A 17,964-nucleotide genomic window follows, 5' to 3' on the forward strand; every position below is an offset into this window, starting at 1 on the left:
GCTGAATCGTGGAGAACCTGATCGCGCTGCTGGTAGCGGCGCCCCTGCTCGGAGCCGCCGTCCTGCTCTGCGGCGGCCGACGCCTGGACCGTATCGGCCACTGGATCGGTACGGCACTCGCCGGCGCGTCGTTCGTCGTCGGTGTCGTCCTGTTCGCCGACATGCTCGGCAAGAGCGCCGACAACCGCGCCCTGTATCAGCACCTGTACACCTGGATCCCCGTCGAACGCTTCCAGGCGGACGTCGCTTTCCAGCTCGACCAGTTGTCGATGACGTTCGTGCTGCTGATCACCGGTGTGGGCACCCTGATCCACATCTACTCGGTCGGCTACATGGAGCACGACGAGCGCCGCCGCCGCTTCTTCGGTTATCTGAACCTGTTCCTCGCGGCGATGCTGCTCCTCGTCGTCGCCGACAACTACCTGCTGCTGTACGTCGGCTGGGAGGGCGTCGGCCTCGCCTCGTACCTCCTGATCGGCTTCTGGCAGCACAAGCCCAGCGCGGCCACCGCCGCGAAGAAGGCGTTCCTGGTCAACCGGGTCGGCGACATGGGTCTGTCGATCGCCATCATGCTGATGTTCACGACCTTCGGGACCTTCACCTTCGGGCCGGTCCTGGGCTCCGTGGGCGACACGTCCGAGGGCAAGCTGACGGCGATCGGCCTGATGCTGCTGCTCGCCGCGTGCGGCAAGTCCGCCCAGGTACCGCTCCAGTCGTGGCTCGGCGACGCGATGGAGGGCCCGACTCCGGTCTCGGCCCTCATCCACGCCGCGACCATGGTGACCGCCGGTGTCTATCTGATCGTCCGCTCCGGCGCGATCTTCAACGCCGCGCCGGACGCCCAACTCGCGGTCGCCGTCGTCGGAGCGGTCACGCTTTTGTTCGGTGCGATCGTCGGTTGCGCGAAGGACGACATCAAGAAGGCGCTGGCCGGCTCGACCATGTCGCAGATCGGGTACATGGTGCTGGCCGCCGGACTCGGCCCCATCGGCTATGTCTTCGCGATCATGCACCTGGTGACGCACGGCTTCTTCAAGGCGGGTCTCTTCCTCGGCGCGGGTTCCGTGATGCACGGGATGAACGACGAGGTCGACATGCGCAAGTACGGCGGCCTGCGGAAGTACATGCCGATCACATTCGCCACCTTCGGCCTCGGCTATCTGGCGATCATCGGCTTCCCCGGTCTGTCCGGCTTCTTCTCCAAGGACAAGATCATCGAGGCGGCGTTCGCCAAGGGCGGCACCGAGGGCTGGATCCTCGGCGGCGTGGCCCTGCTCGGCGCCGCGATCACCGCGTTCTACATGACGCGCGTGATGATCATGACCTTCTTCGGCGAGAAGCGCTGGCAGCCGGATGCGGAAGGCCATGAGCCGCACCCGCACGAGTCTCCGAAGTCCATGACGATCCCGATGATCATCCTCGCCTTCGGATCGGTCTTCGCCGGCGGCTTCTTCAGCATCGGCGACCGCTTCCTGAACTGGCTGGAGCCCGTCACGGGGCACACGCACGGAGACTCGCCGCTGAGCGCCACGACGGTCACCCTGGCCACCATGGTGGTCCTGGTCGTCGGCGCCGCCATCGCGTACGCGCAGTACGGCCGGCGCCCCGTCCCGGTCACCGCACCGCGCGGCTCGCTGCTCACCCGCGCCGCCCGGCGCGACCTCCTCCAGGACGACTTCAACCATGTGGTCCTGGTCCGTGGTGGCGAGCACCTCACGCGCTCCCTGGTGTACGTCGACCACACCCTGGTCGACGGCGTGGTCAACGGCACGGCGGCCTCGGTCGGCGGCCTCTCCGGACGCCTGCGCAAGCTTCAGAACGGCTACGCACGCTCGTACGCCGTCTCGATGTTCGGCGGTGCGGCGCTCCTCATCGCCGCCACCCTGCTGATGAGGGCGGTCTGATACCGATGTCCTTTCCTCTGCTGACAGCGACGGCGGCGCTTCCGGCGGTCGGTGCGATCGCCACCGCCGCCGTGCCCGCCGCCCGGCGCACCGCGGCCAAATGGCTCGCGCTGCTCGTCTCGCTCGCCACCCTGGTCCTCGCGGCGGTCGTCCTCGTCCGCTTCGAGCCCGGCGGCGCCCGTTACCAGCTCACCGAATCGCACGCCTGGATCCCGGAGTTCGGGGTGCGGTACGAGCTGGGGGTCGACGGCATCGCGGTCGCCCTGATCGCGCTCACCGCGCTGCTCATCCCGTTCATCATCCTGGCCGGGTGGCACGACGCGGATCCCCTGGAGACGAAGAGTTCCCGGTGGCGGCCGACGCAGGGCTTCTTCGCCCTGATCCTGGCCGTCGAGGCGATGGTGATCATCTCCTTCGAGGCCACCGACGTCTTCCTCTTCTACATCTTCTTCGAAGCCATGCTCATCCCGATGTACTTCCTCATCGGTGGCTTCGGGGACCGGGCCCACGAGCACGGCGACGAGACGGCCGCGACCCAGCGGTCGTACGCGGCCGTGAAGTTCCTGCTCTACAACCTCGTCGGCGGCCTCATCATGCTGGCCGCCGTCATCGGCCTGTATGTGGTCGCGGGGAACTTCTCGCTCCAGGAGATCGCGCAGGCACGGGCCGCCGGCACGCTCGATATGGCGACCAACACCGAACGGCTGCTGTTCCTCGGCTTCTTCTTCGCGTTCGCCGTGAAGGCGCCTTTGTGGCCGCTGCACACCTGGCTGCCCAACGCCATGGGTGAATCGACCGCGCCGGTCGCCGTGCTGATCACGGCCGTCGTCGACAAGGTCGGCACCTTCGCGATGCTCCGCTTCTGCCTCGGCCTGTTCCCCGAGGCGTCGAAGTGGGCGACCCCGGTGATCGTGGTCCTGGCCCTCATCAGCATCATCTACGGCGCACTGCTCGCGGTCGGCCAGCGCGACATCAAACGCCTGGTGGCGTACGCGTCGATCTCGCACTTCGGGTTCATCGTCCTGGGCATCTTCGCGATGACCTCGCAGGGCCAGAGCGGCGCGACGCTGTACATGGTCAACCACGGCATCTCGACGGCCGCGCTGATGCTGGTCGCGGGCTTCCTGATCTCGCGGCGCGGCTCGCGGCTCATCGCGGACTACGGAGGAGTGCAGAAGGTCGCCCCGGTACTCGCCGGCACCTTCCTGATCGGCGGCCTTGCGACCCTGTCACTACCGGGACTCGCGCCTTTCGTCAGCGAGTTCCTGGTGCTGGTCGGCACCTTCGAGCGCTATCCGGCGGCGGGCATCATCGCGACGTTCGGCATCGTCCTGGCCGCGCTCTACACCCTCGTCCTCTATCAGCGGACGATGACAGGCCCGGTGAAGGCCGAGGTCGCCAAGATGCCCGACCTGCGGGTGCGTGAACTCGCCGTGGTGGTCCCGCTGATCGCGGTGCTGATCTTCCTCGGTGTCTATCCGAAGCCGCTCACCGAGATCGTCAACCCGGCGGTGCGGCACACCATGTCCGACGTCCAGCAGAAGGACCCCAAGCCCGAGGTGGAGGCGGCCAAGTGAGCGCATCAGCCGTCCACAGCCTGTGGACAACGGCGGCCGATCCGATCTCCAAGATCGAGGCGCCCAAGATCGAGTATGCCCAGCTGTCGCCCACGCTGATTGTCATCGGCGCGGCGGTCCTCGGGATTCTCGTCGAGGCATTCGTGCCGCGTAAGTCCCGGTACTACGCGCAGTTGTTCCTCTCCGTCGTCGCCCTGGCCGCCGCGTTCGCCGCGGTGATCGCCCTCGCGTCCGGCGGGTACGGCACGACAAAGGCGCACATCGCCGCCATGGGGGCCATCGCGGTCGACGGCCCCGCCCTGTTCCTCCAGGGCACGATCCTGCTGGTCGGGCTGCTCTCGGTGTTCACCTTCGCCGAACGGCATCTCGACCCGGCGGTGCACGGCAACCGCGTCGACTCGTTCGCCGCCGAGGCCGCCGCCGTGCCGGGCAGCGACAGTGAGAAGGCGGCGGTCAAGGCCGGGTTCACCACCACCGAGGTGTTCCCGCTGGCCCTGTTCGCCATCGGCGGCATGCTGGTCTTCCCCTCGGCGAACGACCTGCTGACCCTCTTCATCGCCCTGGAAGTCTTCTCGCTCCCGCTCTACCTCCTGTGCGCGGTGGCCCGCCGCAAGCGGCTCCTGTCGCAGGAAGCGGCGGTCAAGTACTTCCTCCTCGGAGCGTTCGCCTCCGCGTTCACCCTCTTCGGCGTCGCCCTGCTGTACGGGTACGCGGGCTCCGTCTCGTACGCCACGATCGCGCAGGTCGTCGAGGGCACCGTCGCCGACGTCAACCCGGCGCTCGCCGACACCATGGGCAATGACGCGCTGCTGCTCGTCGGCTCCGCCATGGTCGTCATGGGCCTGCTGTTCAAGGTCGGCGCCATCCCGTTCCACATGTGGACCCCGGACGTGTACCAGGGCGCCCCGACGCCCGTCACGGGCTTCATGGCCGCCGCAACCAAGGTCGCCGCGTTCGGCGCCCTGCTGCGCCTGCTGTACGTGGTCCTGCCGGGCCTGCGCTGGGACTGGCGGCCGGTCATGTGGGGCATCGCGATCATCACGATGCTGGGCGGTGCGATCGTCGCGATCACCCAGACCGACATCAAACGCCTGCTCGCGTACTCGTCCATCGCGCACGCGGGATTCATCCTCGCGGGTGTCATCGCGACCACGCCCGACGGCATCTCCTCGGTGCTCTTCTACCTGGGCGCGTACTCCTTCGTGACGATCGGCGCGTTCGCGGTCGTGACGCTGGTACGGGACGCGGGCGGCGAGGCCACCCATCTGTCGAAATGGGCGGGGCTCGGCCGGAGATCGCCCCTGGTGGCGGCCGTGTTCGCGGTGTTCCTGCTCGCCTTCGCCGGCATTCCGCTGACCTCCGGGTTCGCCGGGAAGTTCGCCGTCTTCAAGGCGGCGGCCGAGGGCGGCGCGGGTGTGCTGGTCGTGATCGGTGTGATCTCGTCGGCCGTCGCCGCGTTCTTCTACATCCGGGTGATCGTGCTGATGTTCTTCAGCGAGCCGCGGCCCGAGGGCCCGACGGTCGCCGTGCCGTCGCCGCTGACGATGACCGCGATCGCGGTCGGCGTGGCGGTCACGCTGGTGCTGGGTGTGGCGCCGCAGTACTTCCTTGATCTGGCGGGGCAGGCGGGGGTGTTCGTTCGGTAACAGGCAGTGCGTAGTGCGTAGCGCCTGTGCCGGCGTGACCCGGCTTTGTGGCCCGGTGCCCCCATGGAGGGCGCCGGGCCACCGGCGTGTGGTGACGGGGGGCGGGGCGCGCGACCGGGTCGTGCGCTCCGTGGGCCTGTGGATAACTCTCTCTGTGTCGGTGCGGGCGCCTATCGTGGCTGTGGTGGCGGAAGTACGGAGCACGGGGGCAAGGCGATGACCGGGATGGGTGGGATCGGCGGAATGACCGAGGCGACTGGAGCGAGTGGGGCGGCGGGGGTGCCCGGGGCGGGCGGTGTCGACGGAGGTATGCGGAGCGAGGCACTGGAGGCCCTGCACCGGGTCTTCGGGTACGACGCCTTCCGTGGCGAGCAGGAACAGGTCATCGAGCACGTGGTCGCGGGTGGTGACGCGGTGGTGCTGATGCCGACCGGCGGCGGCAAATCCCTGTGCTACCAGATCCCGGCCCTGGTCCGACCCGGTACGGGTGTGGTGGTCTCCCCGCTGATCGCCCTCATGCAGGACCAGGTGGACGCGCTGCGGGCGCTCGGCGTGCGGGCCGGATTCATCAACTCCACGCAGGACTTCGACGAACGGCGCGTGGTCGAGGCCGAGTTCATGGCGGGCGAGCTGGATCTGCTCTACATGGCGCCGGAGCGGCTGCGCCTCGACTCCAGCCTGGATCTGCTCTCGCGCGGCAAGGTGTCGGTGTTCGCGATCGACGAGGCGCACTGTGTGGCGCAGTGGGGCCATGACTTCCGGCCCGACTATCTGGCCCTGTCGGTCCTCGGCGAGCGCTGGCCCGACGTCCCCCGCATCGCCCTGACCGCGACGGCCACGCACGCGACGCATCAGGAGATCACCCAGCGGCTCGGCATGCCCGGCGCGCGGCACTTCGAGGCGAGCTTCGACCGGCCGAACATCCAGTACCGGATCGTGTCGAAGGCCGACCCGAAGAAGCAGCTCCTGACCTTCCTGCGCGAGGAGCACCCCGGCGACGCGGGCATCGTGTACTGCCTGTCGCGCGCGTCGGTCGAGAAGACCGCCGAGTTCCTCTCGCGCAACGGGATCGAGACCGTGCCGTACCACGCGGGCCTGGACGCCGGGACGCGCGCCGCCCACCAGTCACGATTCCTGCGCGAGGACGGCCTCGTCGTCACCGCGACCATCGCGTTCGGCATGGGCATCGACAAGCCTGACGTACGGTTCGTGGCCCACCTCGATCTGCCCAAGTCGGTCGAGGGGTACTACCAGGAGACGGGCCGCGCGGGCCGCGACGGAATGCCGTCCACGGCCTGGATGGCGTACGGCCTCCAGGACGTCGTGCAGCAGCGGAAGATGATCCAGTCCAGCGAGGGCGACGAGGCGTTCCGCCGCCGGGCCGCATCCCATCTCGACGCGATGCTCGCCCTGTGCGAGACCGTCCAGTGCCGGCGCGCCCAGCTCCTGACCTACTTCGGCCAGGACCCGTCCGCGTCGACCTGCGGAAACTGCGACTCGTGCCTCACCCCGCCGGAGACCTGGGACGGCACGGTGGCCGCGCAGAAGGTGCTGTCGACGGTGGTGCGGTTGCAGCGGGAGCGCGGGCAGAAGTTCGGCGCGGGACAGATCATCGACATCCTGATGGGCCGTAAGACGGCCAAGATCATTCAGTTCGACCACGACCAGCTGTCCGTCTTCGGTATCGGCGAGGAGCTGGCCGAGGCCGAATGGCGGGGCGTGGTACGGCAGTTGCTCGCCCAGGGACTCCTCGCGGTCGAGGGCGAGTACGGCACGCTGGTGCTGACCGACGCCAGCGGGACGGTGCTGCGGCGCGAGCGGGACGTACCGCTGCGCAAGGAGCCGAAGCGGCCCACGGCATCCCGGTCGGGCGGGGGCAAGGGGGAGCGCAAGGCGAAGACGGCCGCCGTCGAACTGCCCGAGGCACTGCTCCCGGTCTTCGAGGCCCTGCGCGCCTGGCGCGCCGAACAGGCCAGGGAACAGGGCGTTCCGGCGTATGTCATCTTCCACGACGCGACCCTGCGGGAGATTGTCACGGTGGCGCCGCGGTCCATCGAGGAACTGGGCGGTATCAGCGGGGTCGGCGAGAAGAAGCTGATGACGTATGGCGAGGGGGTGCTCGGGGTCCTGTCCGCGCAGGGACCTGGGCCCGGCGAGGTGGCCGCCGTCGTGGGTTCCGGTGTCACTGCGGGTTCCGTTGCCGCCGCCGGGTCCGTCGTGGGCCGTGCGGGTTCCGGCGAGGCGGATGCCGCGTGGGAGCGGGAGCCCGAACCGGAGGAGCCGGAGGACGACTTGGGCTGGTAGCGCTCGCCCCGCCCCCGGCTTCTCCGCCGGCTCGGTCCCGCGCCGGGCCTACCTCGCCGCCGCGATCCGCCCCCGTACCTCACCCAGGTCCACCCGGGTGCCGTCCGGGCCGGGGGCCCAGGCCGTGAGGGTCACCTCGTCGCCGTCCTCCAGGAACGTGCGCTTGCCGTCGGGCAGTTCCAGGGGGTCGCGGCCGTTCCAGGTGAGTTCCAGGAGGGAACCGCGTTCGGCTTCGGTGGGGCCGCTGACGGTGCCGGAGCCGTAGAGGTCGCCGGTGCGCAGGGAAGCGCCGTTGACCGTCATATGGGCGAGTTGCTGGGCGGCGGTCCAGTACATGGTGGCGAAGGGGGGTTCCGAGACGACGTGGCCGTTGATCGCGACGGTGATGCGGATGTCGTAGCCGCCGGGTTCGTCCGCGGCCTCCGTGGAGTCGTCCAGGTAGGGCAGCAGCTCGTGGGTGCGGGCGGGCGGGGCGGTCCGGGCGTCGTCCAGGGCGTCCAGGGGCGTGATCCACGCGGAGACGGAGGTGCTGAAGGACTTGCCGAGGAACGGGCCCAGGGGCACGTACTCCCACGCCTGGACGTCCCGCGCGGACCAGTCGTTGAGCAGGCACAGGCCGAACACGTGCTCGCGGAAGTCGCGCAGGGCCACCGGGGCGCCCTGTTCGGTGGGGAGGCCGACGACGAAACCGACCTCGGCCTCGATGTCGAGCCGTACCGAGGGGCCGAAGACGGGGGCCGGGTCGGCGGGTGACTTGCGCTGGCCGTGCGGCCGGACGACCGCCGTACCGGAGACGACGACCGTGCCGGAGCGGCCGTGGTAACCGATCGGCAGATGCTTCCAGTTGGGGGTCAGCGAGTCCTCGGCGTCGGGGCGGAAGATCTGGCCAACATTGCGCGCGTGATTCTCGGACGCGTAGAAGTCGACGTAGTCCGCGACCTCGAACGGCAGATGCAGGGTCACCTCGGACAAAGGGTGCAGCAGCGGCCGTAGCGTGTCGCGGTGGGCGGGGACCGTCACCCAGGCTGTGATCGCGCGCCGTACGTCGCTCCAGGCCGTGCGTCCGGCCGCCAGGAGGGCGTTCAGTGTGGGCTGGGCGAGCAGGGACACATACGGGGAGCCGAGGGCCGCCGCCGCCGCTCCCGCGTCCAGGACATAGGAGCCGAGGCGCACGCCCACGCGCGGGGTCTCCGCCGCGCCCTTGGCGGACGCGTCCTCGGCGGAGGCACCCTCGGCGGGGGTACGGGAGAACACGCCGTAGGGAAGGTTGTGCGGGCCGAAGGGGTCACCGGCCGGAAGCCCGAACGGGTCGCTCTCGGGAAGGCTGGACGGGTCACCCTCGGGAAGGTCGAGCGGGGTCTGCTCGTGCTGCTCGGGCATCGGCTGCTGCCTCGCTTTCCGTGTGGTTGGGGCACACGTTACGTGGGAGTTCCATCGGAGGGCAGCGTCTAAAGAGTTCGCAATGTCCGATTAACGAGCCTTGCTGGATTGTTCTGTTCCGCCCTGGCGTCTTCGGGGGACGCGGACGGGGTGGGTCCGGGTCGTAGGGGGGACACGTGGGGGGACCCGTGGCCAGGAACACCGCAGGTGTGCCGTGCGACGCCGACCGGGACGTACCGGGGCTGATCGTGAAGTTCGGCGACTATCCACTGCACCACGGAGGCGTCGGCGCCATCCGCAGCCTGGGGCGTATCGGGGTCCCCATGTATGCGATCACGGAGGACCGTCACACACCGGCGGCGGTGTCCCGCTATCTGCGGCGGGCGTTCGTCTGGCCGACCACCGGCACCGAGGAGCCGGGCCGGCTGGTCGAGGGTCTGCTGCGCATCGCGCGCCAGATCGGCCGGCCGACCGTGCTGATCCCGACCGACGAGGAGGCCGCCGTCCTCATCGCCGAACACCAGGAACAGCTCGCCGGTGACGGGAAGTTCCTCTTCCCGCGCGTGGAGGCCGCGCTACCCCGGCGCCTCGCGAGCAAGCAGGGGCTGCACGAACTCTGCGTCGAGCACGGCTTCCCGAGTCGGGCGGCGGCGTTTCCGCGGTCCTACGCCGATATTGAAACGTTCGCCCGTTCCGCGCGGTTCCCGGTGGTCGCGAAGAACCGGGAGGCGTTCGTCCGACGGGCCCGGCCCCGCGGTGCACGGCACCACCCGGACAGCGCACCGTGCGGCGCTGCTCGCGCCGGCGCGTGGCTGGGGGGAGGACCCCGGGGTCGTCCTCCAGGAGTATCTGCCGCGCGAGGACGCCGAGGACTGGATCGTGCACGCCTACTTCGGCGCCGACTCGACGCCGCTCGCCCTGTTCACCGGGGTGAAGGTGCGCTCCTGGCCGGCGACGCGGGCCCCCGGTCGGGTGTCGGTCAGGATCGGGGAAGGGTCCACGCGGACGAGTCGGCCGGAGGTGCCGGGCGGACCTCAAGGGCGGACTCGTCGATGTCCGCGTCCGCGTCCTCGTCGCCGGACGGCAGCCGGCCTTGCGCGTCGGGCCGGTAGTACAGCCCGTACGCCCAGAACTCCGGCATCTCATGACCCATGACATCCGGATAGGGGCCGATCTCCGTGTCCCCGTAGCGCTCGTTGATCCGTGCGACGGCCTCCGCGTGGGAGACGCCGAACCGCTCGGTCATCTCCTGCGCGATGTCGCGGAAATACTCAAGCATGCCCTCGTCGAGGCGCATCAGGAATTCTTCGGTCATGACGTCGATGGCCCCACTCGCCTATGGATGGAATTGCTGAAGAGTTCGGCCGCCCGGTCGCCGAAGATGGCGATCTGGTGACCTTCGAGTACCGGAGGTTTGCCGCCCTTCAGGAAGCCCTTGAGGTTGAGGAGCATGGGTCCTTCCACCATCTCGTAGCCGTGCATGGCGCCACCATTGCGATGGTGGCGGATGAAGTCGGCCACGTCGTCGCCGGGGCCATTGAATATCTTGCTGTTCAGGCTGTCCAGTTGGGCCTTGGGGACCCGGAAGTGGATCACTGCGGGCACATCGCTATTGCGTGTGGCCAGGTTCTTGGCCCAGTCCAGGGCCTGCTTCGGGTCGTTGGTGACATAGAAGCCGCCCTTACCGAAGTCCATCTTGCGTTGGCTCAGGTTGATGTCGATTCCGTGCTTCATGATGTTGTCCGCCGCGCTGCCGAACGTCCCGTGGTACAGGTCGACCATGCAGGGCGCTTTGAGGCCCAGCGGGTCCGTCCATTGCAGCGGATTCTTCACATACGCGTGCTGGTTCGGCGCGGGCGTGCGGCCCAGTGGGTCGGGGCTCAGATAGCGAGCGGTGCCCGGCTCGTAGTAGCGGTGGTGGTTGTAGTGCAGCCCGGTTTCCGCGTCGTGGTACTGACCGGGAAAACGCAAGGGGCAGTCGACGCGATCACCGTCGCCGGATCCGGTGGGAAGGCCCCACAAGGTCGATGACCGCTCCCAGACGATGTCGCCGTCCGCGTCGACCAGTTCCGTCGGCGTGCCGATGAGGTCCGTGACGATCGCGTAGAAACGTTCGTCGATCTCGGCCTGCGACATACCGGTGACGCGGACCCGCTGCCCGACCGGGTGGTGCCCGTCGTCGAAGTCCCACGACGTGCTGACCGCCCCGTCCGTCTGCTCGACCAGGAGATCGCCGTCCCAGTGGAAGGAGACCTCCTGGGCCACGGTCGTACCGTCATCGTCGAGGAGTTGCTTCGCCGTGCGCCGCCCCAGCGGGTCGTACGCGTAGTGCCAGTGCCGGCCGTCGGGCGTCAGGACGTCCGTGAGTTGGTCCTCGGCGTTCCACGCGTACCGCCACACGCGCCGGCCGCCCGACAGCAGCTTCGTCACTCGTTCGGTGACCCGGCCCTGACCGTCGTGGCGGTAGAAGGTGCGGCCCGCCCGCTCGATCAGGGTGCCGGAGTAGGTGCGGTCACCGGGCCCGGACTCCTGGTAAATGTCCTGGTCCTGGTCGCGGACCGTCCCGGAGGTACCAAAGTGCGTAAGGTTCCCGAGGGCGTCGTAGTCGTAGGTCTCCTCGGCTCCGCCTCGCACGGCGACGACCCGTCCCGCCCCGTCGAACTCGAAGGCCCGTTCCGCGCGACCGTCACCCAGCTCGGAGATCCCGGTGAGGGCGCCGTCCGCCCGGTGGTTGAACACCCGGCCCCGTACATCGCCGCCGGTCGAGGTGAGGCGCTGCGTGGTGCGCAGCCGCCCGGAGTCCCAGTGGTGGGTCAGCCGGACCGCGTCCCCGATCAGCCGCTCGATCTCCTGGCCCGCGATGTCGTACCGGAAGGTGACGTCACGCGTCCCCATCCGCTGCACCAGTGACCGCCGCTCGGGCTCGTACGTCCAGCGGGTGACGGCGCCGCTCGGCGTGGTGCGCTCCGTCCTGCGCCCGGTCATGTCGTACCGGGAGCCGACCCGCCGACCGTTCCAGTGCTCGCCCGTGACCCGGCCCACGGCGTCGTGTTCGAGGCCGAGTTCACCGTCCGCGTTCCGCGCGCCGATCAGTCTGCCCAGCGGGTCGTACGCGTACGTCGTGGTGGCGCCGTCCGCGTCCATCGCCGTGACGTTGCCGAGGACGTCGTATCGCAACCGTGTGGTCTGGCCCGCGCCGTTGGTGCGCTCGACCAGTTGCCCGGCGGCGTCGTAGCCGTAGGTGAGCGTGCGGCCGTTGAAGTCCGTCTCCGCGGTGAGTCGTCCCAGCGGGTCGTACGCGTAACTCCATGTGTGCCCGGCCGCGTTGGTCACGCTCGTCAGGCGGAGTTCCGTGTCGTAGGTGAAGCGTTCGAGCGTCCCGTCCTCGTCCTCCCGCTCGGAGCAGAGGTCGAAGTGTGTGTTCCGGTACGTGGTGTGGCGGCCGGTGGACGACCGGAACGACAGCGGATTGCCCTCCGCGTCATAGGTCCAGCGTTCGACGGTGCCCTGGGGCAGCTCGCGCCAGGAGATGCGGCCTTCCCGGGTCCAGCCCACCCGGGTGACCGCCCCGAAGGCATCGGTGAGTTCGGTGATCCGGCCGAAGGCGTCCCGTACGAAGGTGTTGGTTCCGCCCAGCGCGCCCGTCGTGCCGGTGACCAGTCCCGCCGCGTCGTTGACGGCCGTCTCCTGGCGTCGCCCGAGCGGGTCGACCACGCCGGTGAGGCCGCCGCGGTCGTCGTAGGTGTAGGACGTCCTGGCGCCGGACGGATCGATGACGGCCAGCCGGTTGCCCCGGCTGTCGTAGACCGACTCCCAGGTGCCCCCGTCGGCCTGCGTCACCTTGGTGACCTGGCGAAGGTCGTTGTACTCCCGGGCGATGACGGAGCTGTCCGCGCCGACGATCTCCGTGACATTGCCGACCGGGTCGTGGGCGAAGCGTGTGGTCCGGCCGAGCGGGTCGGTCAGCGAGGTGAGGCGGCCGTCCTCGTCCCAGCCACGCAGGGCCGTCGCGCCCAGCGCGTCCGTCTCGGTGACCGGGCGGTAGTTCTTGTCGAATCCGTAGGTGACGCTGTGCCCGAGGGAGTTGGTGGCCACGGTGGTCCGGGCGTTCTCGTCGTACCGGTACGCATAGGCGAGTACGCCTTCGGTGCCGCCGCTGCCCACACATCGGTCGGCGTCGTCGTACAGGTACCGGTACCAGGAGCCGTCCCGGCTCTGCCAGCCCGAGACGCGCTGCCCGTGGTCGTACGCGTACCGCTGGGGAATTCCCGACGAGTCCGTCACCGTGTCGAGCCGGCCGTCCGCGTCGTATCCGAAGTCCAGCAGCCGGGGCCGGTCGGGCGCGCTGAGCAGGGTGAAGGCGGTGATGCGGTCGTCTTCGCAGGTCACGCCTATGTGGTAGCCGCCGTGATGGACCAGCTCCGAGGGTGCGCCGGTCTCGGAGTGGCGTACCTCCCACGCGTTGCCGTTACGGTCGTGGACGCCGGTCAGGACATGCGCCGCAGCCGACGGATCGCCGGGCAACGCCCGGAATTGAAGGGTCCGGCCGGCCTCCGGCTGCTCCACCGTCATCTCGCTGCCAGGGACACCGTCCCAGCGCAGCGGCCACCGCGGACCGGCCACGGGGTACATCGGAGCGTCCGGTTCCGGAACGGCGTAGTACAGCACCGTGCCGTCCTCGGCGATGAATCTGATGCCGTCGCTGTCGGCGAGGAGCCGCTGATCGAGCGTGGAGGTCCAGTCGGGCCCGAACCAGCGACCGTTCCGTACGCCGGTGCGGTGGCTGCGTTCGACGACCAGGGGGAGGACTCCGGGCAGGGTGATGTCCGGAATCGACATGACCATCTGGCCCGTCGCCACGTCGATCGGGTCTCCGCAGGTGAAGAGGTTCTTCATCTGACGGCCCAGCGACTTCACCTTGGGGCCGAGGCCCTTGGCGCCGAGCGCCATACCCTTCAGGCCGATCTTGCTGAGGCCCTTGAGACCCTTGGCGAGGCCGCGGAGGCTGGTCAGGCCCTTCATGCCGGGGATGCAGTCCAGCGCGGCGAAGCCCACGTCCCAGAGGGATGCCTGGCCTTTGAAGTATTTGTTGAGGGTGTCCGCGAGGACGATGAGGGCCGCGATGAGGACGATCGCGCCGAGGATGGGCCCGCCGATGATCAGGGCGATGATGCCGAGGACGGCGACGACGACTTTGCAGACGGCGACGATGGTGTCCCAGTTGTCGGTGAACCAGTCGCCGACCTCTTCCCACCACTTGCGGTTGTGAATCCCGGCGTCGGAGGCGTCGTCGAGTTTGTCCTTCGCCTCGCGTGCCGCGTCCTCCCGCATCTTGCGGGCGTCCCCGGCCATCTTCTTCGCCGCGTCCAGCGCGTTGCCGGCCGAGGTGACATCCGACTGCGCGCTGCTGCGGGCGTCCTTGGCGCTCTGCGCGTCCCGGGTGGCCGCCTTCACCTTGTCCGGATCCGGCTTGGGGACGTCCTTGCCGCCGGTGGGGTCGTCCTTGTATTTGTCGGCCTCTTTGCCGGCCCGGTCGACCCAGGATTCGGCGGAGGTCAGCTTGGACTGGGCCGAGGAGAGATCGGTCTGCGCCTCGCGGCCCTTGACGAGTGCCTTGTCGGCGAGGGCCTGGGCACGCTCCAGTTTCGGCCAGTACGCGGCGAGCGCGTCGCCCGCCATCTCGTACGACTTCTTCAGCTTGCGCAGGTTCTTCGGCACTCCGGAGAACTCGTCCTGGAACGCTTTGGCGGACTTGCCCGCCCAGACCAGGACCGTGTCCTCCTCGGCCATGCCTTTGATCAGCCGCAGCGCCTCGGCGACGTCGTCCGCGAAGTCGTGCAGTCCCTTCGCCAGCGTCCGCACCCGGTCCGGATCACCCGGCGTCGGATCCTTGTCCAGGTCCAGGACATGCCAATCCGTCGGCCGACTCCCCGCCACCCCGTGTCCCCCGTTACGTCCGCCCGAAGGCGACACCCCTGATGTGACAACCTTCTTACCCGCCAGGGAAGTTATCAGTGCCTGATGTCCGGCTCATCTGTCGGTGGGCGGTGTCAATACCCTGTGGAGCTTGTGTGCGCAACCGCCATCCCACTGACCCTCGCAGGGTCCGTATTCTCTCGGATCATGGCCGCACTCGCATATGCCCTCATCGCCACTGACCTCGACGGGACCCTTCTGCGGGACGACGACTCGCTGTCGTCCCGTACCCGTTCCGCCCTCTCCCACGCGCGCGTGGCGGGGGCGCTGCATCTCGTGGCGACGGGAAGGCCCGTGCCGCAGGTCGTACCCGTCCTGCGGGCCCTCGGGCACCGGGGGCTCGCGGTGTGCGGGCAGGGCGCGCAGTTGTACGACGCCGGCGCGGACCGCATCGTGTGGTCCGTGACGCTGGACCGTGAGGTCGCCGAGGCCGCGCTCGGCAAGATCGAGGCGGAGGTCGGCGCGGTCTGCGCGGCGGTCAACCAGGACGGTACGGACGGTCTGATGCTGATGGAGCCGGGTTTCACGGTGACGCATCCGACGCTCGGGGGGGAGCGGGCCCGGCGCCGTGACGACCTGTGGGTCCGGCCGCTGACCAAGGTGCTGATCCACCACCCCGGTCTCGCCGAGGACGCCCTCGCGGAGGTGGCCCGCGCGGTCGCCGGGCATCTCGTCACGGTGACCACGGCGGGCCCCGACGCGGTGGAACTCCAGCCCTTCGGCGTCACCAAGGCGACCGCGCTCGCCCTCGCCGCCGAGCGCCTGGGCACGTCGCCGGAGGCCACCATCGCCTTTGGTGACATGCCGAACGACATCCCCATGTTCCTGTGGGCGGGTCACGGCGTCGCGATGGCGAACGCCCACGAGGACCTCAAGGCGGTGGCCGACGAGGTGACCCTCTCGAACGAGGAGGACGGCGTCGCCGCGTCCCTGGAGCACCTGTTCCCGGCCCGCACCGGTACCAACGACCCCACCGATCCCACGGAGCGACTGTTCCCCACGCGCGCGTGAGGCCGGTGGCTGTGCGGCGCGTGAGGCTCGCGGCTGTCCGGCGCGTATGGCTTCCGGCTGTGCGGCGCGTAACGACTGGCGCCTTTGGTCGCGTCCGCTCGCGTCACCCCGCCGTGCGCGGGATTCTCTTCCGCCAGGTCCGGTGGAAAACCACCTCGTCGCCCGCCCGGCACACCACCTCGTCCACGGTGACGAAATGGGTCGCGTCGCAGGTGAGCGAGGACGTGGTGTGTACGGAGGTGTCCCAGGCCAGGTCGGGGCGGTGCAGGCGGATCGACCAGGTCGCGTCGGCGCGGGCGGAGAGCGGGTCGGCCGCGTCGATCGTGTACGTCTCCAGGGCGTCCTCGGTGAATTCCAGGCCGTCGGGGTAGATCCGCGTACCGCCGTAGCGCGGGTCGACCTGTAGGCGCCAGGTGCCCTGGGCGACGTCCCGTACGACCAGGCGTTCCGGGCGCTGTTCGTCCAGCGTGCCGGGCGAGACGACACCCAGGGGCGGTGCCTGCTCCGGGGGTTCGAAGGTGATCGGGTGCTCCCCGGCCCCGTACGACGACTCCCGCGCGCGTACGGGCAGTTCCAGGGCGCTGCCCTCGGGGTGCAGGGTGAAGCCCTGGTCCGAGCCGGGCTGGGGCCAGATCCACGGCCAGTACGCCGAGGAGACGGCGAGCCGGATGCGGTGCCCGGCCGGGAACGCGTACCCGATGCCGTTCAGGTCGAACTCGACGGTCTCCGTGGCGCCCGGCGGCCAGTGCGACACGCGGTCCCGGCCGTGCCGCGCGGACAGATTCAGCACCCCGCGCGTGACGAGCGTCGACGCCCCGTCCGGCGCCACGTCGCACAGCCGTGCCACGACCTGTCCACGCTCCACGGGACACGTCAGCCGCAACCGGACCCGCGGCCGGCCCAGGACCCACACGTCGTCCGGTACCTCGAACTCGAAACACGCCGACTTCGCGTCCTCGTCCCGCTGGTCAGGGGGCAGATCGGCGTCGTTCCCGAACGGGAAGAAGCGGCCCGCGTCCAGACCGGTGTGCTGCGGAGACCGTACGATCACGGGCGCCCCGCCGAGCGCGTACGGCACTGAGGCGACATGCGGCGACGGCCAGGACGGGTCGCCGACCCAGCGGCCCGGCAGTTCGGCGTACACCGTCGCGGGCGGGTGCGCGGCGGTGACGTACGAGCGCAGCCGGGGCTCCGTCATGATCCCCGTGTCCTTGCCCTTCAGATGCTGGTCCCACCAGCGCAGCGTCTCCTGGAGGAACCCGATCGCGGGCCCCGGCGGCAGCCCCCGGTCGGGGTACTGGTGCGACCACGGCCCGATCAAACCCCTTACCGGACCGGGCAGATGTTCGATCAGACGCAGGACGGTGTCGCGGTACGGATCGTGCCAGCCGCCCACCGCGAGGACCGGTGCCTTGATCGCCGCGTAGTCCTCGCAGACGCTGCCGTGCCGCCAGTACGCGTCCCGGGTCTGGTGGCCGAGCCAGGTGTGGACGAACGGGTCGACGGCCGCCAGGCGCCGCGCCCACAGCTCGCGCCACGCGTCCCCGACGTACACCGGGTCCGGCGGCCGGGACACGAACGCGAGCATCGTCGAAGCCCAGGCGTGCATGTCCACCGCCAGGACGGAACCACCCATGTAGTGCACGTCGTTGTCATAGCGGTCGTCCGTGGAGCAGACGGTGACGACCGCCTTGAGCGGCTCGGGCGCGAGGGCCGCGATCTGAAGGGAGTTGAAGCCGCCCCAGGAGATGCCGAACATGCCCACCGAGCCGTCGCACCAGGGCTGCGCGGCGAGCCAGTCGACGACCGCCACCCCGTCGGCCAGCTCCGTCGCGGAGTACTCGTCGCCCGGCAGCCCCTCGGAGTTGCCGTGTCCGCGGATGTCGACGCGCACGGACGCGTAGCCGTGGCCCGCGTACCAGGGATGGCGCTGCCAGTCGCGGGGGGCGGTCCAGTCGGTCAGCCGGTAGGGCAGGTATTCGAGCAGCGCGGGCACGGGTCCGTCGGTGACGGGGCGCCAGACCCGCGCGCACAGCGTGGTGCCGTCCGGGAGCGGGATCCGGATGTCCTCACGGGTCGTCTCGTACGGGAAGGAAGTGCGGATCTGCATGAGCGGTGACCTCGATCGGACGGGGCGTCGGTGATCTCCGTGGGCGGGAGTTTCTC

General features: G+C 69.6%; 9 protein-coding genes and 1 pseudogene. 6 read left to right on the top strand and 4 right to left on the bottom strand.

Translation table 11 applies throughout. The annotated features are described in order from the left end of the window. The first annotated feature begins 8 nt into the window (after positions 1–8). The 4 genes from nuoL (at position 9) to recQ (ending at position 7,431) form a co-directional block, all read left to right on the top strand. Entirely contained in the window at positions 9–1,904 is a 1,896-nt protein-coding gene (gene nuoL, locus ACFVT5_RS00635) for an NADH-quinone oxidoreductase subunit L (RefSeq protein WP_389879941.1), read from the top strand. 5 nt (positions 1,905–1,909) lie between these two features. Further along, a complete protein-coding gene (locus ACFVT5_RS00640; RefSeq protein WP_389879943.1) occupies positions 1,910–3,481 on the top strand; it encodes an NADH-quinone oxidoreductase subunit M in 1,572 nt (523 codons plus the stop codon). Continuing rightward, positions 3,478–5,127, top strand: a complete 1,650-nt coding sequence (gene nuoN / locus ACFVT5_RS00645) for an NADH-quinone oxidoreductase subunit NuoN (protein ID WP_389879945.1) — start codon at positions 3,478–3,480, stop codon at positions 5,125–5,127. The genes ACFVT5_RS00640 and nuoN overlap by 4 nt, the downstream gene beginning before the upstream one ends. Before the next feature lie 216 nt (positions 5,128–5,343). Beyond that, a complete protein-coding gene (gene recQ / locus ACFVT5_RS00650; protein WP_389879947.1) occupies positions 5,344–7,431 on the top strand; it encodes a DNA helicase RecQ in 2,088 nt (695 codons plus the stop codon). Between the two features lie 48 nt (positions 7,432–7,479). Here the strand turns inward: recQ and fahA are convergent, their stop codons facing one another. Beyond that, positions 7,480–8,811 carry a fumarylacetoacetase gene (gene fahA, locus ACFVT5_RS00655; RefSeq protein WP_389879949.1) on the bottom strand — a complete coding sequence of 444 codons (1,332 nt, stop codon included), beginning with the start codon at positions 8,809–8,811 and terminating at the stop codon, positions 7,480–7,482. A 209-nt stretch (positions 8,812–9,020) separates the two neighbouring features. On the opposite strand from fahA, the pseudogene ACFVT5_RS00660 reads away from it, so the two are divergent. Then, positions 9,021–9,762 (top strand): annotated as a pseudogene (locus tag ACFVT5_RS00660) (ATP-grasp domain-containing protein); the annotation flags it as partial. A 28-nt stretch (positions 9,763–9,790) separates the two neighbouring features. On the opposite strand, the gene ACFVT5_RS00665 reads toward ACFVT5_RS00660, so the two are convergent. After that, positions 9,791–10,126 carry a hypothetical protein gene (locus ACFVT5_RS00665; RefSeq protein ID WP_389879951.1) on the bottom strand — a complete coding sequence of 112 codons (336 nt, stop codon included), beginning with the start codon at positions 10,124–10,126 and terminating at the stop codon, positions 9,791–9,793. Beyond that, positions 10,123–14,748 carry an RHS repeat-associated core domain-containing protein gene (locus ACFVT5_RS00670; RefSeq protein WP_389879953.1) on the bottom strand — a complete coding sequence of 1,542 codons (4,626 nt, stop codon included), beginning with the start codon at positions 14,746–14,748 and terminating at the stop codon, positions 10,123–10,125. The genes ACFVT5_RS00665 and ACFVT5_RS00670 overlap by 4 nt, the downstream gene beginning before the upstream one ends. 183 nt (positions 14,749–14,931) lie before the next feature. Between ACFVT5_RS00670 and ACFVT5_RS00675 the strand changes: the two genes are divergently transcribed. Next, on the top strand, positions 14,932–15,798 hold the full coding sequence (locus tag ACFVT5_RS00675) for an HAD family hydrolase (RefSeq protein ID WP_389880949.1): 867 nt from the start codon (positions 14,932–14,934) through the stop codon (positions 15,796–15,798). A gap of 103 nt (positions 15,799–15,901) precedes the next feature. On the opposite strand, the gene ACFVT5_RS00680 is transcribed toward ACFVT5_RS00675, so the two are convergent. Continuing rightward, on the bottom strand, positions 15,902–17,908 hold the full coding sequence (locus tag ACFVT5_RS00680) for a CocE/NonD family hydrolase (RefSeq protein ID WP_389879955.1): 2,007 nt from the start codon (positions 17,906–17,908) through the stop codon (positions 15,902–15,904). Positions 17,909–17,964: the final 56 nt, after the last annotated feature.

The sequence above is a fragment of the Streptomyces sp. NPDC058001 genome, assembly GCF_042886315.1.
Classification (GTDB): domain Bacteria; phylum Actinomycetota; class Actinomycetes; order Streptomycetales; family Streptomycetaceae; genus Streptomyces.

Bases quoted from the DNA above. Each gene is read 5' to 3' on its own strand.
- ACFVT5_RS00640 (WP_389879943.1), top strand. From the start codon at position 1,910: ATGTCCTTTCCTCTGCTGACAGCGACGGCGGCGCTTCCGGCGGTCGGT.
- recQ (WP_389879947.1), top strand. From the start codon at position 5,344: ATGACCGGGATGGGTGGGATCGGCGGAATGACCGAGGCGACTGGAGCG.
- fahA (WP_389879949.1), bottom strand. From the start codon at position 8,811: ATGCCCGAGCAGCACGAGCAGACCCCGCTCGACCTTCCCGAGGGTGAC.
- ACFVT5_RS00665 (WP_389879951.1), bottom strand. From the start codon at position 10,126: ATGACCGAAGAATTCCTGATGCGCCTCGACGAGGGCATGCTTGAGTAT.
- ACFVT5_RS00680 (WP_389879955.1), bottom strand. From the start codon at position 17,908: ATGCAGATCCGCACTTCCTTCCCGTACGAGACGACCCGTGAGGACATC.